The sequence below is a fragment of the Spiroplasma endosymbiont of Aleiodes alternator genome, assembly GCF_964031135.1.
Taxonomy (GTDB): Bacteria; Bacillota_I; Bacilli_A; order Mycoplasmatales; family VBWQ01; genus Spiroplasma_E.
The window spans coordinates 26,181-50,575 of the sequence record NZ_OZ035008.1 but is presented as its reverse complement, the minus strand read 5'-3'; the positions used below and the strand labels follow the sequence as shown (position 1 = coordinate 50,575).

Genomic DNA, 24,395 nt, shown 5'->3' with positions numbered 1-24,395 from the left:
GTAAAATCACTAAGTTACACAGATTGCCGGAAAGTCCCGTTAATGCTCAAAAACCTACTTCATGAATTTTACAATCAGATCAAGGATTTCACTATACAAATCCTTCTTATAAAATTTTATGTGATGAATTAAAAATAAAAATTTCAATGTCTAGAAGAGGTAATTCCTGTGATAATGGTGCTACTGAAACTTGATTTGGAACAATGAAAACAGAATTTCTATATCAAATTCCAAGAAAAAATAGAACTATTGAATGAATACAAGACAACTTACCTAAATATATTTACTTTTATAATAATTATCGACCTCAAATAAAATTAAAAGGAATGAGTCCAATCGAATATCGATTAGCTCATTCCAAACCAACAAATAATTACTTCATACCTATAAATTTGACACTTACAAACGCTATTTTATAAAATTTAATAAAAGGTTACTTTTATTGTCCACTTTTCTTGACAAGTTCAGCATTAGTAACTTCCATATTAATATTAATAATATCAACATATTTTTGATTTGCATCATTTACCTTATCACATGCAATAAGTGGTAAAGAAATAATGCTCGTTAAAAACATCGTTTTAAATACTTTTAATATTTTTCTCATAGTTTTTCACCTATTATTCTCTCGAAAAAACTAATCTTCTTAGTTTTAACTTTATATTTCTTAATTATTTTTGATTATTAACTTATTATTATTTTGTTTTCTTGAATATTTTTTATAACTATTTGTTCCAATAAAAATATAGTAAATTAAAATATTAATAGAACCTATTAATACTGATACTAAACCAAAATATAACAATAGGCTAACTTTAAAAGAAGAAAAAGAAAAAATAATTCCTAAAGTAATAAAAAAAAGCCAGTAAATTGAATAAACTTTCAAGTATTGAATTTAAAGTGTTTTTTTGCCATAATTTTGCTCCTAATAATATATTTTGTATAATTATATCATTTTTACAAAAAAAGCAAAATTTTTAATTATTAAATAATTATTATTATAAACTAATAACATGAACAGCAAAACTAATTGCTTCTTCATATTTATTAAAAAGAAAAAATAAACGTTTATTTTGAAAATTAATTTCAATACCAATATATTTTTGTTTATTTTTTATATAATTATTTTTTTCTCAAAAAAATGTAATACTTTTAACATTAACTAATGGTATTATTTGCAGTTCAAAAGAATCAATAAAATAAAGATTATTTCGTGAAATTAACAAGTCTATTTGATTTAAAGGTATAAAATCTGATGATTTGATAAGATTAATGTCTTTAATTTTATAACGTAAAAATAATTTTTTGGCATCACTATATTCAGTTTTTAAAAGAATATTTTGGCCAGAAATCTTATTAAGATCTTCATACTTTCCCAAAATGACTTTGTCACTATAATAAATATCTTCTTTAATTTTTTCTATTGAAACTGGTAATTCTTTAATATTTATTTTTTTTAATTTTAAGTATTTATATAAAGTATTTATATCTTTAGTAATTTTTAATATTTTCTTTTGTTTATTTTTTTTAATTAATAAAATTAGTGCAATTAATAAAATCAATATTGTTGTGCATGCAATAATAATTAAAATTATTCATCAATTCATAGTATTATCTCCTTTTTTAATACTGTTATCTAATTATTATCTAATAATTTTATCATTAAAACTATTAAAAATAGTTGATGGTTTATTTGTTAAAATCTCACCTGCTACTCTATACCTTAAGTTAGGCAAGTTTATATTATGATAATCGTTAATTGGTTGTTCATTACTTAAATTACAACTTGTAGCTACTAAAGGCTCTGTTAATTTAATTAATTTTTGAATAAAATGTGAAGCACTAACTCTAATTGCTATTGTCTTTTTATTTATTCAATATGATGTGTTTAAACTAGGTTGTTTTAAAACTATAACAGTAACTTTACCAGCACTAAAATTATTTATTAAAAATGACTGTAATTGATCGCTAATTATACCAATGCTTTTAGCTTGTTCTCAACTAGCAACTAAAATTGGCAGTTCTTTAGTATAATCACGTTTTTTTATTTGATAAATTTTATTAATAGCTTTGTCATCATTAAATTTACAAACAAGACCATAAATTGTATCTGTTGGTAAAGCAACCACTTCGCCATTAGCAATGATTTGACTAATTTCTTTAATTTGATTTTGCTGTAAAGTTATCATGAAAACACCACTATAAATTTTAACTAAATTATACACCTATTATTTTAAATATAATAGTTGTTTCAAAATAATGAATAAAAAAGTTATAAATGATATTTGTAATTTAAAATAAACCTTAAAATTACTAATTAAAGATTGGAAAATCATTCATTAATGGTTTAATAAACATCTTAATTTAATATAGATTAATATTTATATTAGATTTTTATTAAATTAAATATAGAAGGAGAATCGAAAAATATGCCCAAAAGAAAAATAGGAATACAACATACTAATGAAGAAATTGAAAAAATAAGAAAAGAAATTGAAGATAATGATAATAAACCATTTATAATAGAAACAATTTGTATTCAAAATATCATTAAAAAAACAATTGATAAAAAATTTAATAATAATGATTTTACAAAAATGATTTTTCCCAATAAAGAATTAGATAGCACTATAAAAAAAGAAATCCTGAATTGTAAAATTAAAAAGGACATTTATATAAAAATTAAATTGTGTTAATTCTATAATTAAGAAAAGAAAGGAATTAGCACAATGTATAAGTATCTGACTATTGAATCAATAATAGCAATAAAAGAATATAAAAGTTATGAATTTTCAATTCGTAAAATAGCAAAAGCTGTTGATTATAGTAAATCAACTGTACATAGAGTTTGCAGATTATTAAATCAAACTTTGAACTTGTCAAGAAAAGTAGACAATAAAAGTAACCTTTTATTAAATTTTATAAAATAGCGTTTGTAAGTGTTAAATTTATAGGTATGAAGTAATTATTTCTTGGTTTGGAATGAGCTAATCGATATTCAATTGGACTCATTCCTTTTAATTTTATTTGAGGTCGATAATTATTATAAAAGTAAATATATTTAGGTAAGTTGTCTTGTATTCATTCAATAGTTCTATTTTTTCTTGGAATTTGATATAGAAATTCTGTTTTCATTGTTCCAAATCAAGTTTCAGTAGCACCATTATCACAGGAATTACCTCTTCTAGACATTGAAATTTTTATTTTTAATTCATCACATAAAATTTTATAAGAAGGATTTGTATAGTGAAATCCTTGATCTGATTGTAAAATTCATGAAGTAGGTTTTTGAGCATTAACTCAAGCTTGGATAATGTTTTGGACAACAAATGTCATGTCTAAACTTGCACTTATTTTATAATCTAATATTTCATTATTATGAAAATCTTTAACAATTGATAAATAATATGTTTTACCATTAGTTAATAAATAAGTTATATCAGTACCTAATTTTTCATTTAAATTAGTAGTTGAAAAATCACGTTTTAATAAATTATCATATCTTAAACTTCCTGATTTAGTTCTATAATCAAATTTTTTTATGCGAACCTTAGCTTTTAAACTCATATTTTTCATATATCTATATACAATATGAAATTTTAATTTTAAATTATAAATTTTGTTAATTCATAAAGTTATCATTTTATAACCATAAATTTCTTGAAATTCATAAAAAATATTTTATATTGGGACTTTCCTAAAAACTGTGTTTTTTAAATAAATTTTAGTTGTAAAATCACTAAGTTACACAGATTGCTGGAAAGTCCCATTATACACTTATAATATCCTGATTTTGAAACATTTAATAATCAACATAAATAACTAATCTGATATTTTTTCTTCAATGAGAAAATCACAAAATATTTCTTCTTTTTTGTCGATTTTTCTAAATACTTTTTTATATCGTGCATTGCCTCAATATATTCAATTAATTCTTGTTTTGTCATTTCATTAAAATTTAAAGATTTGGGTCGACCTGTTCTTTTGGTTTTTTTAGCACGAATTCCATTGCCATATTCTAAACCTTTTTCGCCTAATAATTTATATGCTTTAATTCATTCTTTTATTGATGATCGACCAATACCATACTCTAATGCGGTTTTATCAATTGTTTTAATTTTACTTATTTTTATTATTTTTAACTTTTCTTCTTTTGATAGTCATTTAGCCATAAAAAAATGAACACCTTCCTTAAAGTATTTTTAGGGACTTTCCTAAAAACTGTGTTTTTTAAATAAATTTTAGTTGTAAAATCACTAAGTTACACAGATTGCTGGAAAGTCCCTATTTTAACACAAAGGTTACAATTCTGTGTCTACTTTATTCTAGATGTTCACTTATTACCATTAGAAATATTGAATCAAATTCAAAAAAAGAAGCAAAATGCAGGTAGAAAATTAATAATTTTAACTTTAACAGAAATTAATACTATTAATTATTTGTTAATTAATAAAAATTATGCGCTTGATATAATTGCTAATTTTTTAAAGGAAAATAAAATAAAAAGTATTTCAACAAAAACTTTATATAACATGTTTAAAACAAATCGAATGGGTTTTGATGAAAATAACTTATTGAGAAAAGGAAAAAATAAACCTCATAAACGAAAAGAAACTAGAGGACGAATTAATAATTGTAAATCTATTCATGAAAGAAATTTAATCATTCCTAATATTAAAAATATACAAGAATTTGGTCATTTAGAGGGTGATACTATCATTGGTAAAGATCATAAAAGTTCTATTATTACTTTAGCTGATATATGATCAAAAACCACAATTCCTTTAGTTTCTAAAAATCATAAAGCAGAAAATATTACAAAAAGTATAATAAAATTTATTTCAAAGTTACAAAAAGGAACAGTTAAAACTATTACTTTTGATCGTGGTAAAGAATTTAGTAAATGAAAATTAATCGAAAAAATTTGCAATGTTAAGATTTATTTTGCAGATCCTGGCAAACCTTGTCAAAGAGGTTTAAATGAAAATAATAATGGTATTTTAAGAAGATATTTACCAAAATCTACAGATCTATCTTTATATAAACAAAAAGACTTAAATGCTATAGCATTTCAAATTAATTCTACACCCAGAAAATCACTATCTTATAAAAGCCCAATAGACTTAATACAATTATTTTAAAAACTGTCCCATTTGTCCCATTTATATTTACAATTCAGGATTTATTAAAAATAAATGATTTTATATTTGTTTTTTATTTATACTATTAATTTTATATAAAAATGTAAGGGAAATTAACATTAAATTGTCATGATTGATTGTATTATTTTATATATATGACTAATACTTTTAATATTAGTATTAATCATTTTCTTAAATAAAGAAAGTCACAAATTGATTCAATTATAATTTTGAGTATTGTTTTTATTAGTAAATAAAATGAAAATAAAATGAATTTTAAATTTGTTTTGAAATATCAAAGGGTTTTTTATATATAAAAGGATAATAGGGAACTCGTAATTAGGGATAGGTACTAATTGATTTATTAATAATATTTTTTCATAAATATGACTTTTAATTATAGAACATTCATCAATATCTAAAAATTCTAAATTTAAATTATATTTTTTGATAAATGTTTTTTGAAATGCTCACAAAATAGATTTAATACTATAAAATTTTTCTTGGATATAAAAATTAAATACCACAATTGAATATTGAATTCTTTTTAACATTACTCATTTTATTTTTTCATTAATATTTTTTTCTAATTCATAATTTCATGAATTTTCATTAATATTAATGACAGAAATATTCTTATATTTATCTAAATTATAATTACTATAGATATTTACCTTTTCAATTAATATACAAGGTTTTTGATTTAGTAAATGAAGCTTAAAATTATTACTTAAGTTATTTTTTAGGGAAATAATTAAAATATTAGGGAAATTTACTTTTATAAATGAAGTTATTTGAATTTTATTAGCATAGGAGTCATCAATTAAGAATATATATAAGGGAATGTTTCAATTCTCATTTGTTATAAAACTTTTATGAAAAGTAATCATTAAAAATTTATTTTGTAAAAGATTAAGATTGGGAAAATAATTATTTTTTAATTGCGAATTTATAATAAAAAGGAGTTGTTGCCCTAATTGGTAGTCACTTTCTATTTTAAAAGTATCATCCAAGGCAAAACTAATATCACTATAATAATTAAATTGTAATTTAAATCAATTATCACTAAGAAAACTATTCAAATTACTTTTAAAAGTATTTGAATATAAAGACACCTGATATTAATAAGTAATAAAAGAAAATATTTTTTGAGTAATGTTACTAATTTCTGAAGTTATATTTGAAAATAATTGACTGTCAACTTTAATATTAAGTAAACAAATGAAATTAAAATAATTAGTTTCAAACTTATCAAACTCGATAGCAAACTCTTTAGCAATTATTAATCTAAAATGTTCGACTTCTTTTTTTATACTTAAGTTTAAATTAAATTCAATTTGTTCATCTTTTTCAAGAAAAAAATTAAGTTTAATTTTTCGTACATGAATTGTTAAAAATCATATTAGTTGATCATCATAATATTTTTTATAACCGATATTGATCATTATAATTTGTATTTTTTTGTATATATAGGTTAGGACTTTATCATTAGTTAAGAAAATTTTTTTATCTTTACTAATAAGTTTTATAATAATAATAGCGGTTATAAATCTTAAATGTCATTCATAACCATCTAATTGAAACCCTTTATTATGTTCAAATTTTAATTTTAATCTTAAATTTTGTTCAAAGAAAAAGTTATTCAAGTAAATAATGTCTTTTTTTAAATTATACTTATTTGTGTTACTTATATTGATAAGTCACTCACTACTTAAATATTTTTTTGTCATACACATATTAAGAACAAATTACTCATTCTAACAAAAGGATATTCATTGGATATGTGGATAAAATGTGTAAGCAAAGTATTTATTGCTATTATTTCATTGTCACCATTAATTGCAAAGTAATCTTGCTTTCTGGAAATATTACAATTACTAATTTTTATTAACATTGTATTAATAAAAGTAATATTTCTTTGTAAAGTTCGAAATGTAACATTAAATTTTTCCATTAGAAATGCTATATTAACCGAACAAGAATACTGAAAATATTTTAATATTTCAATGATACGCCACATTAAAACTGCCCCCGTTATCCTAATTGAAAGATTAAATGAGATTTTCCTTTTCAAAAAATAAAATAGTCACCTTTTGAGTGACAAAATTATTGTTCTTAAATTATTTTTATATGTTATAATGCTTGCCAAATAAATAGCATTCTTCATTTATTATTAATATCTTTAATAAATTTGTAATTATATTGTGGTAAATACTTTTTAATAAGAATAGTTAGTGCTTCTTTTTGATCAAAACCAAATTCAAATGCTAATAAAAAAGATTTTTCTAAAACTGCATGACATTGTTGAAAAATTACTTCATAAAAATATAATCCTTTATGATCAGCAAATAAAGCTAATTTTGGTTCATATTGTAAATTATGTTTTGAAAAAGTATTTGCTGTCTCATCAATATATGGTGGATTTGAAACAATAATATTAAATTTATGATTTTTAAGATTTGTAAATATATCGCTTTCAACAAAATTAATATTTTTTAGGTTAAAATTATCATTATTAATCTTAGCAATAGTTAATGCATCTTTGCTAATATCACTTGCTACTATATTTCAATTAGGTTTCTTTAACGCTAAACTAATAGCAATAGCACCACTGCCTGTCCCTAAATCTAATACTTTTAAATTATCATTATTAAAAATGTTTTGCGCATAGACAAAAACATTTTTAACTAGTTCTTCAGTTTCATTACGAGGAATTAATACTCTATTATCAACAACAAACTTATGATCAAGAAATCATTGATAACCAATAATATATTGTAAAGGATAGCCAGCAACAAATTTTTTAACTAGTTGTAAATATGATTCTAAAAAATCTATTGCTATTGTTTGACTAAGATTTGCATATAATCAAGATAAATCTTTATTAATAAACTTTAATAAAATTATCTTATTAATTTGTTCATTTTTTTTATTATTTTTTTTTGCTAATAAAAGATAATCTCTATAAGTCATTAATTTATACTCCAAAAATAAATATTTTATTGAAAATTAACAGATGAATTATTATTTCTTGAAGTTTTTTTTATTAAATTATTAACAATGAGAATTAAAACAATAATACTAAAAATAAATAAAAAACTAATTGTTAATAAACAAATAATTGGAAAAAGAATAATGTAACTACAAATACTAATAATAAAACCAAAATTATTAATATTATTACCATTAATATTTCGTAAAAATTCTAAATTTTTTCATAATAAATAATGAAAAATTAAACTAGATGCACTAGCAAATCATAATGTTAAAACTAAAAATAAAATGTGAATAATACCTCTACTAAAAGTTAATGTAATAAACGTTCCTAATGCCGCATATAAAAAAATAACTGATATTAAAAACAAAATTTTTGTTCTAGAGTCTAAAATCTTAAAATCCATAATAATTTCTTCCTTTTTTACTTTAATACTGTAATATTTTCATCAATATTTTCTAATTTTTCTTTTTGTTCACTACTAATTAAAGCAATAATAATTTTATCAATATTACCTTCCATAATACGATCTAACTTTAATAAAGATAATCCAATTCGATGATCGGTTACTCTATTTTGTGGATAATTGTATGTTCTAATTTTTTCTGAACGATCACCGCTACCAACAGCTGTTTTTCTTAAATTACCAATTATTCCCTGTTCTTCTTCAACTTTTTTTTCATAAAGTTTAGCTCTTAATACCCGCATTGCTTTATCTTTATTATCATGTTGACTTCGTCCGTCCTGTGAAGTTACAACAACACCTGTTGGAATATGAGTAATTCTAATTGCTGAATCGGTAGTATTAACATGTTGACCACCAGCACCACTAGAACGATAAGTATCAATTCTTAAATCAGAATTATTTATTTTAATTTCAACTTCATTAACTTCTGGCAATACAGCAACCGTTGCAATTGAAGTATGAACTCGTCCTTGTGATTCGGTTTTTGGAACTCTCTGAACACGATGTCCACCAGCTTCAAACTTTAATTTAGCAAATACATGTTTACCTTTAATCATAAAAGCAATATAACTAAATCCACCATTTATTGCTTCTTTTGCTTCAATAGTTTCAATTTTTCATCGTTGAATTTCACAATACTTACTATACATACGATATAAATCACCAGCAAAAATATTTGCTTCATCGCCACCAACAGCTCCTCTAATTTCAATAATAACATTTTTATCATCATTTATATCTTTAGGAATTAGTGTTAGTTCTAATTCATTTTCTGCTTTTTCTAATTCAATTTCATTTGCTTTAATATCTGTTTTAAGCATTTCACAAAGTTCTTGATCCTGTTCGGTTGCTAATGCCTTTTTTGCTTCAATAATTTCTTTGTTAATTTTTTCATATTTTCAATATTGTTCAATAATTGGTTCTAATCTACTATGTTCTTTTGTTAATTCAGTGTATTTATCACGAGGAATTAATTCGGGATTTTCTAATTGCTTTTCAATTTCACTATATTTTTTAGTAAGTTGCATTAACTGTTCTAATGTTTTTTCATTCATAATATCACACCTGATTTATCTATTCTGATTATTTGTTAAGACACGATGATGACTACGACATCGAGCTTCATATTGTTCTTGCGCACCAATTAAAATAATTTCATCATCATATCTAGCTTCCCGGCCATTAATAATACGTTGTGTTCTTGTTGCTGCTTTACCACATTTTACACAAACAGCATCTAATTTAGTTACAAATTCTGCTAAAGCTAATAATTCTTTAGTAACAGGAAATGGTTCACCACGAAAATCTTGATCTAAACCTGCAACAATAACTTGCTTATTTTGATTTGCTAATGTTTTAATCACTTCAATAATTGATGGTTTAAAAAATTGTACTTCATCAATTGCAACTGCTTCTATTTCTTTATCTATATGTTTTAATATTTGCATTGGATCATCAATTACTATCGCTGTGATAGATACTCCTTTATGACTTACTACTTTTTTAGCATCATAACGAATATCAACCTTGGGTTTAAAAACTAGCACTTTGCGTTTAGCATACTGTAAACGATTTATACGTCGCATAAACTCTTCGGTTTTTCCAGCAAACATACAACCAGTAATTACTTCAATTCATCCCTCATTATAACGACTATACATTTATATCCAACTCCATCTCTAATTTTAATTGTTTGTTAATTCTGGTGATTTACTAGCAATTTTATCTAAACTATCAATCAATTTTTCAACTTCATTAATATTTTGTAAATATGCACCAGCTGCTGTCTGATGACCACCACCACCAAACTTTGCAATAGCATCATTAATTATTCATCTTGCACTACGAACACTAACTTTAATTTTACTATTCATTTGATCATAAACAGCAATTAATCAAATTTTAATACCATCAATATTTGACATTACATTAACTTGGCTAGTTAAATCTTCTCTAGTTAAAACAACTTCGCCTTTAATATTTAATATTTTATTTTGACTAATAATTTTTGTTTGTAAGTCAGTAATTATTTTATCGTTAAATATTATATAAGCAACACCATTATCAGTAATTTTAAAATTTGATAATATATATCCTTTCAATCTTGCGATTTTTAAATTTTGAATATATAAACTTTGATATAAGTCTAATAAATTAAAATTTTGTTTAACTAAAAAACTAGCAACCTGAAAAGTTTCTTCATTAACAGAGCGATACAAAAATCTACCAGAATCAGTAACTAAACCAAGAAATAAATTTCTAGCTGCTAAAGCAGAAACTTTTAAATTCAATACTTGTGCTCATTTTGCCACTACTTGGCAAGCAGCAGAAGCCTTTTCTTCAATTAAATCAATATCACCATATTTATCAACAATTGGATGATGATCAATTTTAATTATCTTTTTTCCTTCTTCTCAAAATTGACCACTAATTCGTTCGCGATTAGCTGTATCAGTGACTATTACTAGTGCATTTTCATAATCTTCTTTTTTAACAAAAGTTGGTTGTGGAAATAATGATTCCATATGTTCATTTGTTTCGCCTGAAACAAGTACTTTTTTATTTTGAAAATTATCTTCAATAATTTTTTTTAATCCTCATTGTGAACCCAAAGCATCTCCATCAGGATTAATATGACGATGAATAATAATTGGATTACTGATTTTTATTAATTCATAAATTGCTTGTGCTTCTTTTTTAAACTTATTCATATTATATATCCTTTCTATCATGTACCAATTAATTGCTTTGTTTCATCATCAAAAACAAAAATTGAATTTTTAGTAATACTAATTCAACCAACAGTTCCCACTTCTAAATTATCATTATTATTTGTTAAAACTTCAAATTGTTCTGATTTAGTAGTTTCAACCAATAAATATGCTTTTTTATCATCAACTTTAGTAATATTTTTAATAACACCATTAATAATAATTGAATTTTTTAAAAAAGTAAATCGTGGTTTCTTTGCACTAAACAAAATGGCATTTGATTTAAAAGCAATAGTAGAAGCAGTTTTAACATCAAACTTACCTAAATTTACATTATAAAAATATAAATTATGAGCATTTCATTCTCCCTTTGCAATATTAATATGCTGTTCATTTATTTCTTTCAATAAATTTAAAGATAATGGTTTATCAGTCATTTCACTAACATTTCCTTGTTGAATAATTATTTCATTTTCAATAACAGTAACATTAGTCGCTAATAAATTAATATCAACTTGATTATTAGTTGTAAAAATAATAATTATTTTCAAAAATTTTTGTAATTTTTTAATTCAATTTGCTAATTGTTTTTTATTATCAACATTTAAAAGTTCAAATGGGTTATGTAAAATTAAAATTTTAGTAGGTACAATTAATTGTTGAATGATTTTTATTATTTGTCGCTCTACTATTGTTAATTGTGTTAAACGTAGTGACAATAAATGACTTAGTTCTAAATGTTTAAATATCATAACAATATTTTCACTAATTAAATCACGGACATCAATTAACTGTGAATATAAAGTTTGTAATTGTTGTTGATATGTTTCTTTATCTTGTAACTGTGGATTTTTTAAAATTTTATCATGATAAATTTTAATTTCATCTTTAATATTTTTTAAAAGTAAATGCATTTCATCTGGTAAAAGTTGCATTGCCACAAAATCTTGTTTCATATTAAATTTAATTCTTTGTACTTCTGCTAAGTCAATTCACTGGTCTAAAATTTGATCAATTTGACTACGAGTACATTTAATTTGTTGATATGAAACTAAATGATTAAGTTCGCTATTAAAATTTTGATTATGATTGTTACAAGTTTTTAACGTAGTTCTAATTTCACTTCTAGTAGTACTAATCTCTCTATTTAAATAATTATTTATTTCTTTAATAACAAAACTAATTTCTCGTAGTTGAAATTCTCATTTTCTTTCTTTTGGTGGATTACATCCACAAAAACATGGTCCCACTAAACTTTCCAAACTAGAAATACGATCTTGCAAAGATTGTAAAAATAATAAGTTATTATTTGCAATAATATTTTTTTCTTCGGCAGTAAATTTTTTAATTAGAATATCTGTTAATTTTTCACTTCCAGCAAAATTAAATTTCTCTTGAGCAAAGTTTTTATGAAAATGATTAATTTGATATTGATATTCTTTAATAAAATTATTACGAGTGCTTTGTGTTTCATTAATAAAATTTTTAATAATATTAATTAATTTTTCTTTAAAATAACCACTGTCTAAATTTAAACCTGTATTTTTTAAGTTTTCAATATCAGTCTTAATTTTTTGATTAATATTGCTTATTTCTTGTAAAAAGGGTTTATTAGTAATTGCTGTTCTTGCTAAGTTACGTTGAATACTAAATAATTTATTTCAACTCTGTAAATGCATACTAACATAAGCCATTTTTCGTTCAAAACCAATACTATTATAAGAAACATCAATATCATCAATGAAAATTTTACCCTCCATAATAGCAGAAGAACCTGCTAGAGCATTAATTAATTTTTCAATATTATCTTCATCATTACTAAAAATTGCCAAGCAACTAGGATATTTTCCTTCAAAACTTCAATCTTTTACGGCTTTTTCAACGGATAAATTAATAATACTAAAATTAAAGTTACTAGTTTGCTCAGTATTATATCTAATACCTTTACTTATTACCAATTTATTAAAATCAGATGATTTTTCCATAAAACCATTCCCTACCTTAAAGTTTTTTATTTCATATACTATTAAAATTATATTCTATATTTATTGGGTTGTATACATACAATATTTTAACTTAATTAATGCTAAATATGTCTGTAAATAATTTTATTTTTAGAGTATAAAAAAAAGAAACTATTATTAGTTTCTAGTTTAATTAAAATTATTTTTTAACTTGTTTAGTATCAGTTAGTTTTAGAACATCTTTTGCTGTTTCTAATACAATAGTTTTAGTATTTTGTGGTTTTGCTTTATTTATTTCAACAGTTTTTGATTTTGTTTCAACTTGTTTGCTTGCTTTTGTATTAAAGCGTTCAACTCTTCCTTTTGCTGAAACAAATGATTGTTTTCCAGTATAAAATGGATGACAACTTGAACATGTATCAACACGGATTTCTTTACCCTTAGTTGAACCACTTATAAAATTATTGCTACATGTTATACATGTTACTTTAGTTTGAGAATAATCTGGATGGATGCTTGCTTTTGCCATGGTTTCACCTCACTTATAAAATTACTATTAATAAAAAGTACTTAAAAATAATATCATTAACAATATAAAAAAGCAAATAAATATTAATGATAGATAAAGTTTTTATTTTGGTAGATTATGTTGTAAAAATGTGTTCTAATTCAATTAACTAGATATCATGAATTTTTTTAAATTATATATTCTATTGAAATCTAAAACTTAAAAATTGTTTTTATATGAATAAAAAAATATTATTTACACAACTAATACATTTTTCAGTTAATTAAATACAATAAAAAATATTTATTTTCAGTAATTAAAGATAAAATTTCAATTTGTAAATGATTAGTAATACTTTGATATTTTTTAATACCTAATGCTAAATTAGAAAGATAAACATAATGATATTTATATTTATCTCAATGTTTATATCGATTGATGGCTATAAGTTAAAATCACCAAAGATATTATTAATTTTCCTTTTTTTGATTTTGAATGGAATGTTTCTTTATCTTCATATTCGAACTTTAAATCTTCTAATGCTCTTTTAAAAACATCAACTAATTTTTGTGATAAAAACAATACTAATTTGTTCTTGTATTGATATCAATTTCCTATTCTGCTTTTAAAAATTAATTAATACTACATTAATTTTACTAACTAAATAAAAAAATACCCCACTTAAAGGTTTAACTCTAAGTGAGGTAAAAGTTAATTTTAAATAATTCTCTTTAGAGAATCTATAAAATTATATGCTTTAGACAAAATTATCAATAATGATAAAGCTTCATTTTTTGTTATATCATTCATATTTTTTCTTGATGTATGAGCATATACATTTCTTACAAATTTTAAAATTCCTTTAATGTAGAGCACATATCCATTTTGATAATCCTTGGAAGAGTATGCCTGTGATTTATTTGAGATAGTATAATTATTGGTTATAAAAGTAGGTCTTTGTTTTTCTCTTATCTCTACAAATTCTTCTAAGAGATTTCAAGCTTTTTTATTTTCATCACCAATATTTAAATAAAGGTGATTTTTTATTTTTTCTTCCAAATGTTTAGCAACTTGGTCTACTACATGATAATAAAAATCTTTATCCGCTTCTTGAACATCTAGAATAAAGTAGACACAGAATTGTAACCTTTGTGTTAAAAATACTTTAAGGAAGGTGTTCATTTTTTTATGGCTAAATGACTATCAAAAGAAGAAAAGTTAAAAATAATAAAAATAAGTAAAATTAAAACAATTGATAAAACCGCATTAGAGTATGGTATTGGTCGATCATCAATAAAAGAATGAATTAAAGCATATAAATTATTAGGTGAAAAAGGTTTAGAATATGGCAATGGAATTCGTGCTAAAAAAACCAAAAGAACAGGTCGACCCAAATCTTTAAATTTTAATGAAATGACAAAACAAGAATTAATTGAATATATTGAGGCAATGAACGATATAAAAAAGTATTTAGAAAAATCGACAAAAAAGAAGAAATATTTTGTGATTTTCTCATTGAAGAAAAAATATCAGATTAGTTATTTATGTTGATTATTAAATGTTTCAAAATCAGAATATTATAAGTGAATTAAGAATGGAATGAATGAATTTAATAAATGAGATACATTTTTAGCTAATATAATTAAAAATATTTTTTATGAATTTCAAGAAATTTATGGTTATAAAATGATAACTTTATGAATTAACAAAATTTATAATTTAAAATTAAAATTTCATATTGTATATAGATATATGAAAAATATGAGTTTAAAAGCTAAGGTTCGCATAAAAAAAATTGATTATAGAACTAAATCAGGAAGTTTAAGATATGATAATTTATTAAAACGTGATTTTTCAACTACTAATTTAAATGAAAAATTAGGTACTGATATAACTTATTTATTAACTAATGGTAAAACATATTATTTATCAATTGTTAAAGATTTTCATAATAATGAAATATTAGATTATAAAATAAGTGCAAGTTTAGACATGACATTTGTTGTTCAAAACATTATCCAAGCTTGAGTTAATGCTCAAAAACCTACTTCATGAATTTTACAATCAGATCAAGGATTTCACTATACAAATCCTTCTTATAAAATTTTATGTGATGAATTAAAAATAAAAATTTCAATGTCTAAAATTCCGGGACTTTCCAGCAATCTGTGTAACTTAGTGATTTTACAACTAAAATTTATTTAAAAAACACAGTTTTTAGGAAAGTCCCGTAATTTGTGATAATGGTGCTACTGAAACTTGATTTGGAACAATGAAAACAGAATTTCTATATCAAATTCCAAGAAAAAATAGAACTATTGAATGAATACAAGACAACTTACCTAAATATATTTACTTTTATAATAATTATCGACCTCAAATAAAATTAAAAGGAATGAGTCCAATCGAATATCGATTAGCTCATTCCAAACCAACAAATAATTACTTCATACCTATAAATTTAACACTTACAAATGCTATTTTATAAAATTTAATAAAAGGTTACTTTTATTGTCCACTTTTCTTGACAAGTTCAATTACGCTGGAACTAAAATTAGTGATAATAAAGGAAAACTATTTAAAAGTTTAAATCCAATAAAAGGGACTTTCCTAAAAACTGTGTTTTTTAAATAAATTTTAGTTGTAAAATCACTAAGTTACACAGATTGCTGGAAAGTCCCTAATAATTTATTAACTTCTTTTAAAAAAACCTAAAATTAAATTTTAGGTTTTTTATTATTTTTATCCTGTATAATTTTCAAACTTACCTCATTTTGGAATAAAAACAGTTACTACTTTTCCTGTTGGGCCGTTTCGATGTTTAGAAATAAGAATTTCAGCAAGATTACTTTCTTGTGAACTTGTTGTTTCTTCACTATTTTTTTCCTTATAATAATCATCACGATATAAAAACATAATTACATCAGCATCTTGTTCAATAGCCCCTGACTCACGTAAATCAGACATTAAAGGACGTTTTTCTTCACGTCTCTCCACCATTCTTGATAATTGTGATAAACAAACAATTGGTACTCTTAATTCTCTTGCCAAAATTTTTAAACTACGAGAAATATTTGAAACTTCTTGTTGACGTGATTCACTATCTCTACCAGTTAATAACTGTAAATAATCAATAATTACTAACTTAATGCTATTTTCACGACTTAATTTTCTTAATTTAGTTTGCAACTCTAAAACTCTTAAACCAGGTGTATCATCAATAATAATTCTTTTTTGTTTCAATTGCTCAGCAGTAGCACTAATACGATTTCAATCAGCCTGTGTAAATTTAGACTTATTACGTAAACGATTAGCATCAAAATGTCCTTGACAAGAAATCATTCTTGTAATTAATTGATCTTTTGGCATTTCTAATGAAAAAATAACAACAACATCGTTTTTATTATCTTGTTGATTAGCAGCATTTAAAGCAAAATTAAGTGCTAAGGCGGTTTTACCCATTGAAGGTCTAGCTGCTAAAATAATTAAGTCACCTCGCTGAAAACCACTAGTAATCATATCCAAATTGTTAATACCTGAACTTGTACCAGTAATATTAACTGTTGATTTTTGTAGTTGTTCAATTTTAGTTACCACATCATCAATGTGTTCACTAATTGGCAACATCTCTTCATGATTACGTTCACTACTTACTTGTACAATTTGAGCTTCAGCAGCAATTAAAACTTCATTAATTGACTTTTCACTTTGTAACTCTTTACCTATATTTTTTAAAGCATTTTCTAATTGTCGTTTAGTAGTTCTTTCAATCAAAATATCAATGTGTTCTTTTAAATTAGCATCAGTAATATATTGAGCCACTAAAGAAGATAAATATTCAATTCCACCAATTTTATCCAAATTATTTTGCTTAACTAATTCTTCGGCAATAGTTGTTATATCAATACCAGAATTATTTTTATAAAGATTGGTAATTGTTTTAAAAATAATTTGATTAGAATTAATTGTAAAATCATGTGGTGCCAATAAATTTAATGCACTTTCACATGCTGGTGATGATTGAATCATTGCACTTAAAACATTAACTTCTGCATTATTTATATATTGACCATTGTTAGACATAATTATTCTCCTAAAACTTCAACCTTTAATTGTGCAATAATTGCAACATCTAATTTAATATTAATGTTAGTTATACCTAATTCATTAATAGGATTAAATTTAACAAATTTATGTTTATCAATTTTAATGTTATATTTTTGCACTAGTTGTTCACAAATTTGTTTTGAAGAAATAGCACCAGAAACTTTACCATTATTACTTTTTAATTTAAATTGTAAAGTAATTAAAGCTAATTTTTCTTTAATTTTTTGTAAATCTTCTAATTCCATTTCTCGTTGTATTTTTTTATTTTCAATTACTTTTTGATTAATTTTTAATGCTTCTGATGTAGCAATTACAGCTAATTTTCTAGGTAATAAATAATTTTTACCATAACCATCACTAACATTAACAACTTCACCTTTTTTACCATAATTTTTAACATCCATTAAAAGGACAACTTTCATTGTAAACATCTCACTTTCTATTTTAATAATTTTAATACCTTTTAGTAGTAACACTCTCGCTTTGATATACGCCACTTTCAATTAATTTTACCAATTCATCATACAATGCTCTAATTCCCAATTTACTACTTTGGACAGCAGCAGCACTAAAGTGACCACCACCACCTAAGTTTTCACAAATAATTTGAACATTTATTTCACCGTTGCTTCGTGCTGATAAACAAGCACGTCCTTGACGATCATAAGCAATAGTAAATGATGCTTTACAATCACGTAAGTCTAACAACATTTCTGAAATTTGGGCTAAATATGAAGTATGTACTTCTAAGTTTTCATCACCAACAGCAACTAAAAATCCTTTTTTAATTTCTTGGGCATGACTAATTAAAGCAAATTTATCAATTAGTTCATTTAAACTATTTTTCAATAATCCTTTAACTTTAGAAGGAGAAGCTCCTCAATCAGTTAATAATCCACAGGCTTCAAAAGTTCTTCTTGTTGTTCTTACTTGGAAATTATTAGTATCAATTAAAATACCTGCAAACATTATATTTCATAAAAATTCTGATTCAATATTATTAAAATCATTATAATAAATAATTTCTGTCATTGCTTCAGCTGTTGAAGAAGTTCCTGCATCAATATAAGAAGTAATGGTGCTACTAATTGATTCATCAGAAACACGATGATGATCAATAACAATAATTTTTACAGCTTTACTTAATAAATTAGGACTATCAACACGTTGTGGATTATGAGTATCAACAACAATTAATAAAGTATTTGCATGAAGAAATTTAAGTGCTTGTTTACCTGTAATAAAATTACGACCAATATAACTTTCAGGAACAAGTTCATGAAGAATTTTTAATGTTTTTTCATCAACTTCATTTTGATTAATAACATAATGAGCACTTTTATTTAAGCTTTTAGCAATTTCAATAATAGCTGTTCCTGAAGAAATACTATCAAAATCAGCAGCCGCATGTCCCATAACTAAAATGTTTTCTGCTAATTTTATTTCATTATATAATGATTGTGCAAACATTCTAATATTAATTTTAGATTCTGATTGTTTTGCTTCAATAGTACCTCCAATAAAAACTGTATTACCACCAAATTCACGAATAACTACTTGATCACCACCACGATAAACTGCTAATTCTTTACTTTCAATAGCCAAATCATATAGATCTTTACTAATAGCATTACCATAAGAGAAACCAGCAGATAACGTAATATCTGCTTTAAATTTTTTAACACCTTCTCGAATATTTTTAATAAGTGGAAAGTTATCATTTCTTGCTTTATTAAATTCATTTTGATAAAGTAAAATATTGTAACCATCTTCAATATTACCTAATAATAAACCTGAATAATTATTAGCAAAATCATTTAATTCAGTTTTAATAAATGCTTCAACACGAATTTGATTTTCAACTCTTAATTTTTGTAAAGAATTATAAAAATTATCAATACTAATTACACCAAAAACTAATTTTTCTTGCTGCAATTTATTATATAAGAAATGATATTTAGTTGTTTCTTGTAACAAAATTGTTCTAGTTTGTACTAAATAAATAGCATCATAAAGCATATCTTCAATTTTAAGTGTAATTTGAGTAATATTATTACTAATTAATTGTTCTAAATCTCTTGATAGTTTAACAATTGATTTTCCAATTAATCTACCTAAACCTTTATCTTCTAAAAATTCACTTACTCACATAATTGATAAATCACTATCTAAAACAATCATACCAACACTACCAAAAGTTAAAGCTTGTGCATTATTTAATTTTATGATTTCAGCTGTGTTAATATAACGATGACGAATTCATAAACTAAATAGAAAAATATAAAGACAAACAATAATAAAATTACCTAAAACTAAACTTAAAATTACAGTAATAGTGACCACTTGTTCTGCTGTCTCAATATTAACAATAAAATAAGTCAAGCCAATTAAAATTTCAACTACTAATCAAACAATCATTATTAAATGATAATTTCTTAACGATTTGAACACTTTGTCACTTCCTTCTAATATTATTAATTATACTATAACACTAATATTAAAAACAGCCATTATCTTTTATGTAATATAATACTATTAAAGTCTTTTTATTTTAATTTTAAACTATTATTTAAAATAAAATATTTTTAAGATAAAAATAAATAAAAATTGAGTAAGATTTGTAAACTTACTCAATTTTTTTATCTTGAATATTTTAATAATCCCATGATTTGGGCACGTTTTATATTTTTAGCAATTAAACGTTGATACTTTGGATTAGTACCTGTTGTTCTTGCTGGCAAAATTTTGTTATTATTACCCATAAATTTACTTAGTAATTCAATATCTTTATAATCAATATAAGTAATATTATTTTTAGTAATAAAACAAAATTTTCTTCTTGTAAAATTTCTTGGTTTACCAGTGTTCATAATTATCCTCCTTTAATTATTTAAATCTCAAATGATATCTTCTTCATCAAATTCTATATTTTGAATAGCCGCTTCTTTTTCTTGAAGCTGATTAGTATTAGTAAAGGCAATATCAGTACTATAATTAAGACTTTTAAAAGCATTATCTAAATGAATTTTATTTTCATCTCTTGGTTTTGAATAATTAATATTAGTGTTATTACCACTACTATCTTTTTTACGATTATCTAAAAAAGTAACAGTTTGTGCAACCACTTCAGTAATATATAGTTCTTTTCCATTTTGATCTGTTGATTTTCTTACTGACAGTCTTCCTGAAACTGAAATTAAAGAACCTTTAACTAAATAATTAGTCATATTTTCAGCAACTTTATTTCAAGCCACACACGAAATATAATCAGCTTGATTTTGAATATTATTAACTGCAAGTGTAAAAAAAGTAAAAGGTTTTCCTGTTGAAGTCTGATGTAACTTTAAATCACGAGTGATTCTACCAATTAATGTAACAATATTCATTTTTTATCCTCACTTTTAACTTAGATTTTATTAATCTTTTTGTTCAGTATTCGATGCATTATTATTAGTATTTGTTTTTGAATTTTGGTAATTAGTTTTTGTACGATAAGATGACTCAGTACCAGCGATTGGTCTTGGTTTTCTTTCACCATTTTCATCACGATTATAAGAAGGACGATTTCCTGGTCTTGTTGGTCGAGAGAAAGAAGTAGATTCTACTTGGCGTTTTGGTTTAAACTTATTAATTTTTTCACTATCTAAATTAATAACCAAAAAACGCATTACGTCTAATTGTCTTTGTTTATTTAAAGCTACACGATTAAAGTTAGCAATGTTTTCTGGTGAAGTTAACACTTCAATAATAAAATAATGACCCTTAACTTTTTTGTTAATAGGATAAGCAAATTGACGAATAGAATCTTGTTCTTTAGTAATTTTTCCAGCATTTTTAGTTAAAATTTCACAAAATTCTTTTTTAATTAATTGTGCTTTTTCTTGATTTTGATCATCAATGATGTACATAATTTCATAATTATGCTTTTGCTTTAAATCTTCCAATGTTCGAAGACCTCCTTTTGGGCATATGGCTCTGATGAGCAAGGAGTAAATATATTAAGTTTGATTTTTAAATATTTGACTCATACAATATTATAACGTAATTACCTTTAAAGTAAAGGAAAAATAACAATAATTATTAATATAACATGAGAAAAAATGACTAAATAAAAATTTGATTTCAATAAGAAATTTTATTTTATATAATCAATTATTTTTTGCACTATTTCCTTAGGAGTTAAATCATTAGTGTCAATTACTAAAAAATTAAAGTTATTTTTTTCTTTTTCATATCACTGTTCATATTTTTTATTTAATAAACTTCAGTATTCATGAGGTACATGTTTTTCTGATTCACGACCACGAAGGTTTATGCGTTCAATTGTGTTTTCAAGATTTGCTTTTAAATAGACAATTAAATCAGGTTTAATTTGTGGATCAAAATAAAGTGATGAAATAATAACATTATTATAAAAATTTAAATACACTTCATAATCTCTATCATTCATATTGTTTTGAGCTTTTAATACTTCAACGAAAATAGGATCTTCTAAAATACTGCGATCAAAAATAACATTGTTAAAATTTTGTGCTTCTTTTAATTGTTTACTTCGTGCCATCAACATAAATACTTGCATTTTAAAAGCATATTCTAAAGGATTTTGATAAAAATCTTCTAAATAGGGATTACTAGTAACTGGCTCGTCCATAATTTTATATTTTAATAATTTTGCTAATTCTCTACTAATAGTGCTCTTACCAACACCAACTACACCAGATAATACAATTTTCATTTTTTGCCTCCCATAATATATGATTACAATTAATTTATCTTAATATATAAATTTTTTCCCTCCAAATAAAAAATTTTAAAAAACATTTAATAAATTAAATTTTACTTTTTTTATTAAAACTTATTCCTTATATTTTCAAAGATTAACGTAATATCAATTGTATTTTTAAAATTATTGATAATACACTTTCTTGATTCTATACACCCTTTAATAACTATATTTATCATAACATATAAATTTTACTCTAACTTAAATCTATTATTTTTAGTTAACTTCCATATTATTATTTTTAAACTTATTCCTGAATTTAGTAAATATAAATGGGACAAATGGGACAGTTTTTAAAATAATTGTATTAAGTCTATTGGGCTTTTATAAGATAGTGATTTTCTGGGTGTAGAATTAATTTGAAATGCTATAGCATTTAAGTCTTTTTGTTTATATAAAGATAGATCTGTAGATTTTGGTAAATATCTTCTTAAAATACCATTATTATTTTCATTTAAACCTCTTTGACAAGGTTTGCCCCAGGATCTGCAAAATAAATCTTAACATTGCAAATTTTTTCGATTAATTTTCATTTACTAAATTCTTTACCACGATCAAAAGTAATAGTTTTAACTGTTCCTTTTTGTAACTTTGAAATAAATTTTATTATACTTTTTGTAATATTTTCTGCTTTATGATTTTTAGAAACTAAAGGAATTGTGGTTTTTGATCATATATCAGCTAAAGTAATAATAGAACTTTTATGATCTTTACCAATGATAGTATCACCCTCTAAATGACCAAATTCTTGTATATTTTTAATATTAGGAATGATTAAATTTCTTTCATTAATAGATTTACAATTATTAATTCGTCCTCTAGTTTCTTTTCGTTTATGAGGTTTATTTTTTTCTTTTCTCAATAAGTTATTTTCATCAAAACCCATTCGATTTGTTTTAAACATGTTATATAAAGTTTTTGTTGAAATACTTTTTATTTTATTTTCCTTTAAAAAATTAGCAATTATATCAAGCACATAATTTTTAGTAATTAACAAATAATTAATAGTATTAATTTCTGTTAAAGTTAAAATTATTAATTTTCTACCTGCATTTTGGGGACTTTCCAGCAATCTGTGTAACTTAGTGATTTTACAACTAAAATTTATTTAAAAAACACAGTTTTTAGAAAATTCCCACATTTTGAATTTGATTCAATATTTCTAATGGTAATAAGTTTTGATTTAATAATCTGCAAACTCTATGTACAGTTGATTTACTATAATCAACAGCTTTTGCTATTTTACGAATTGAAAATTCATAACTTTTATATTCTTTTATTGCTATTATTGATTCAATAGTCAGATACTTATACATTGTGCTAATTTCTTTCTTTTTTTAATTATAGAATTAACACAATTTAATTTTTATATAAATGTCCTTTTTAATTTTACAATTCAGGTTTTAAATCATTTCTTAATTCTTTAATTAATTTATCTAAATCAGTTTTTTTATTTTCTTTTAATTGAGTTAATGGTGCTGATGTACTTGGGTTTTCAAAATCAGTATCTTCTGAATTAGAAAAAAAATTTTCTTTTTCATTGTATTCTTTAAAAAAATTCTTAAAAGTTTCAACAACTTCGTCTAAATTTTCATCAGTTAAAGGATAATTTCTAATTTTTTTTTATTAATTCATTAAATCAAGGCATAAATCTTATTCTCCTAAATTTTATTTATAAAATAAAAAAACCAATTGTTTTTAAATAAAACAATGGGTTTGA

The 24,395-nt window shown here is 23.3% G+C and carries 26 protein-coding genes and 4 pseudogenes; 6 read left to right on the top strand and 24 right to left on the bottom strand.

Annotation, left to right across the window (positions count from 1 at the left end):
- Window positions 1-23: 23 nt before the first annotated feature.
- Window positions 24-419 carry a transposase gene (locus ACQH20_RS00255; protein ID WP_425377095.1) on the top strand — a complete coding sequence of 132 codons (396 nt, stop codon included), beginning with the start codon at window positions 24-26 and terminating at the stop codon, window positions 417-419.
- A gap of 20 nt (window positions 420-439) precedes the next feature.
- On the opposite strand, the gene ACQH20_RS00250 is transcribed toward ACQH20_RS00255, so the two are convergent.
- The 3 genes from ACQH20_RS00250 to ACQH20_RS00240 form a co-directional block, all read right to left on the bottom strand.
- Complete coding sequence (locus tag ACQH20_RS00250) at window positions 440-607, bottom strand: hypothetical protein (RefSeq protein ID WP_425377094.1); 168 nt, start codon at window positions 605-607, stop codon at window positions 440-442.
- A 391-nt stretch (window positions 608-998) separates the two neighbouring features.
- Window positions 999-1,607: a hypothetical protein gene (locus ACQH20_RS00245; protein ID WP_425377093.1), complete on the bottom strand. Its 609-nt coding sequence runs from the start codon at window positions 1,605-1,607 to the stop codon at window positions 999-1,001.
- A 36-nt stretch (window positions 1,608-1,643) separates the two neighbouring features.
- The gene (locus tag ACQH20_RS00240; protein WP_425377092.1) at window positions 1,644-2,189 is read right to left on the bottom strand and encodes an L-threonylcarbamoyladenylate synthase; all 546 of its coding nucleotides are present in this window, start codon (window positions 2,187-2,189) and stop codon (window positions 1,644-1,646) included.
- A gap of 240 nt (window positions 2,190-2,429) precedes the next feature.
- On the opposite strand from ACQH20_RS00240, the gene ACQH20_RS00235 reads away from it, so the two are divergent.
- A complete protein-coding gene (locus ACQH20_RS00235; RefSeq protein WP_425377091.1) occupies window positions 2,430-2,696 on the top strand; it encodes a hypothetical protein in 267 nt (88 codons plus the stop codon).
- A gap of 33 nt (window positions 2,697-2,729) precedes the next feature.
- A pseudogene (locus tag ACQH20_RS00230) lies at window positions 2,730-2,873 on the top strand (helix-turn-helix domain-containing protein); the annotation flags it as partial.
- Window positions 2,874-2,919: 46 nt separating this feature from the next.
- On the opposite strand, the gene ACQH20_RS00225 reads toward ACQH20_RS00230, so the two are convergent.
- Together ACQH20_RS00225 and ACQH20_RS00220 are read right to left on the bottom strand one after the other, a co-directional pair.
- A complete protein-coding gene (locus ACQH20_RS00225; RefSeq protein ID WP_425377090.1) occupies window positions 2,920-3,642 on the bottom strand; it encodes an IS3 family transposase in 723 nt (240 codons plus the stop codon).
- Between the two features lie 71 nt (window positions 3,643-3,713).
- Window positions 3,714-4,172, bottom strand: a complete 459-nt coding sequence (locus ACQH20_RS00220; protein ID WP_425377089.1) for a hypothetical protein — start codon at window positions 4,170-4,172, stop codon at window positions 3,714-3,716.
- A 150-nt stretch (window positions 4,173-4,322) separates the two neighbouring features.
- Here ACQH20_RS00220 and ACQH20_RS00215 point away from each other — a divergent pair.
- Window positions 4,323-5,141: pseudogene (locus ACQH20_RS00215) on the top strand (IS30 family transposase); the annotation flags it as partial.
- Window positions 5,142-6,262: 1,121 nt separating this feature from the next.
- Here the strand turns inward: ACQH20_RS00215 and ACQH20_RS00210 are convergent.
- The 10 genes from ACQH20_RS00210 to ACQH20_RS00165 form a co-directional block, all read right to left on the bottom strand.
- Window positions 6,263-6,871: a hypothetical protein gene (locus tag ACQH20_RS00210; RefSeq protein ID WP_425377088.1), complete on the bottom strand. Its 609-nt coding sequence runs from the start codon at window positions 6,869-6,871 to the stop codon at window positions 6,263-6,265.
- Between the two features lie 403 nt (window positions 6,872-7,274).
- On the bottom strand, window positions 7,275-8,114 hold the full coding sequence (gene prmC / locus ACQH20_RS00205) for a peptide chain release factor N(5)-glutamine methyltransferase (protein WP_425377087.1): 840 nt from the start codon (window positions 8,112-8,114) through the stop codon (window positions 7,275-7,277).
- A 26-nt stretch (window positions 8,115-8,140) separates the two neighbouring features.
- Window positions 8,141-8,542: a hypothetical protein gene (locus ACQH20_RS00200; protein ID WP_425377086.1), complete on the bottom strand. Its 402-nt coding sequence runs from the start codon at window positions 8,540-8,542 to the stop codon at window positions 8,141-8,143.
- 17 nt (window positions 8,543-8,559) lie between these two features.
- Window positions 8,560-9,657, bottom strand: coding sequence for a peptide chain release factor 1 (prfA, locus tag ACQH20_RS00195; RefSeq protein WP_425377085.1), 1,098 nt, complete (start codon window positions 9,655-9,657; stop codon window positions 8,560-8,562).
- 15 nt (window positions 9,658-9,672) lie between these two features.
- The gene (locus ACQH20_RS00190) at window positions 9,673-10,263 is read right to left on the bottom strand and encodes a thymidine kinase (protein WP_338988100.1); all 591 of its coding nucleotides are present in this window, start codon (window positions 10,261-10,263) and stop codon (window positions 9,673-9,675) included.
- A gap of 24 nt (window positions 10,264-10,287) precedes the next feature.
- Entirely contained in the window at window positions 10,288-11,313 is a 1,026-nt protein-coding gene (locus ACQH20_RS00185) for a DHH family phosphoesterase (protein ID WP_425377084.1), read from the bottom strand.
- Between the two features lie 14 nt (window positions 11,314-11,327).
- A complete protein-coding gene (locus ACQH20_RS00180) occupies window positions 11,328-13,298 on the bottom strand; it encodes a hypothetical protein (RefSeq protein ID WP_425377083.1) in 1,971 nt (656 codons plus the stop codon).
- A 178-nt stretch (window positions 13,299-13,476) separates the two neighbouring features.
- Complete coding sequence (gene rpmE / locus ACQH20_RS00175) at window positions 13,477-13,806, bottom strand: 50S ribosomal protein L31 (RefSeq protein WP_425377082.1); 330 nt, start codon at window positions 13,804-13,806, stop codon at window positions 13,477-13,479.
- A 405-nt stretch (window positions 13,807-14,211) separates the two neighbouring features.
- Window positions 14,212-14,367, bottom strand: a complete 156-nt coding sequence (locus tag ACQH20_RS00170; RefSeq protein ID WP_425377081.1) for a hypothetical protein — start codon at window positions 14,365-14,367, stop codon at window positions 14,212-14,214.
- A gap of 135 nt (window positions 14,368-14,502) precedes the next feature.
- Window positions 14,503-14,967 carry a TIGR02391 family protein gene (locus ACQH20_RS00165; RefSeq protein WP_425377080.1) on the bottom strand — a complete coding sequence of 155 codons (465 nt, stop codon included), beginning with the start codon at window positions 14,965-14,967 and terminating at the stop codon, window positions 14,503-14,505.
- A 6-nt stretch (window positions 14,968-14,973) separates the two neighbouring features.
- Between ACQH20_RS00165 and ACQH20_RS00160 the strand changes: the two genes are divergently transcribed.
- Window positions 14,974-15,990, top strand: a complete 1,017-nt coding sequence (locus tag ACQH20_RS00160) for an IS3 family transposase (RefSeq protein ID WP_425377079.1) — start codon at window positions 14,974-14,976, stop codon at window positions 15,988-15,990.
- A gap of 67 nt (window positions 15,991-16,057) precedes the next feature.
- Window positions 16,058-16,273 (top strand): IS3 family transposase, encoded by a 216-nt coding sequence (locus ACQH20_RS00155; protein ID WP_252319629.1) that lies wholly within the window; start codon window positions 16,058-16,060, stop codon window positions 16,271-16,273.
- A 254-nt stretch (window positions 16,274-16,527) separates the two neighbouring features.
- On the opposite strand, the gene dnaB is transcribed toward ACQH20_RS00155, so the two are convergent.
- The 9 genes and pseudogenes from dnaB to ACQH20_RS00110 form a co-directional block, all read right to left on the bottom strand.
- A complete protein-coding gene (gene dnaB, locus ACQH20_RS00150; protein ID WP_425377078.1) occupies window positions 16,528-17,868 on the bottom strand; it encodes a replicative DNA helicase in 1,341 nt (446 codons plus the stop codon).
- Between the two features lie 2 nt (window positions 17,869-17,870).
- Window positions 17,871-18,314, bottom strand: coding sequence for a 50S ribosomal protein L9 (rplI, locus tag ACQH20_RS00145; protein WP_425377077.1), 444 nt, complete (start codon window positions 18,312-18,314; stop codon window positions 17,871-17,873).
- Window positions 18,315-18,345: 31 nt separating this feature from the next.
- Window positions 18,346-20,343 (bottom strand): DHH family phosphoesterase, encoded by a 1,998-nt coding sequence (locus ACQH20_RS00140; protein WP_425377076.1) that lies wholly within the window; start codon window positions 20,341-20,343, stop codon window positions 18,346-18,348.
- A gap of 188 nt (window positions 20,344-20,531) precedes the next feature.
- A complete protein-coding gene (gene rpsR, locus ACQH20_RS00135) occupies window positions 20,532-20,762 on the bottom strand; it encodes a 30S ribosomal protein S18 (RefSeq protein WP_425377075.1) in 231 nt (76 codons plus the stop codon).
- A 12-nt stretch (window positions 20,763-20,774) separates the two neighbouring features.
- Entirely contained in the window at window positions 20,775-21,278 is a 504-nt protein-coding gene (locus ACQH20_RS00130) for a single-stranded DNA-binding protein (protein ID WP_425377074.1), read from the bottom strand.
- A gap of 30 nt (window positions 21,279-21,308) precedes the next feature.
- Entirely contained in the window at window positions 21,309-21,836 is a 528-nt protein-coding gene (gene rpsF / locus ACQH20_RS00125; protein ID WP_425377073.1) for a 30S ribosomal protein S6, read from the bottom strand.
- A gap of 191 nt (window positions 21,837-22,027) precedes the next feature.
- Window positions 22,028-22,627, bottom strand: coding sequence for a deoxynucleoside kinase (locus ACQH20_RS00120; protein ID WP_425377072.1), 600 nt, complete (start codon window positions 22,625-22,627; stop codon window positions 22,028-22,030).
- Between the two features lie 341 nt (window positions 22,628-22,968).
- Window positions 22,969-23,735 (bottom strand): annotated as a pseudogene (locus ACQH20_RS00115) (IS30 family transposase); the annotation flags it as partial.
- Window positions 23,736-23,817: 82 nt separating this feature from the next.
- A pseudogene (locus ACQH20_RS00110) lies at window positions 23,818-23,991 on the bottom strand (helix-turn-helix domain-containing protein); the annotation flags it as partial.
- Window positions 23,992-24,395: the final 404 nt, after the last annotated feature.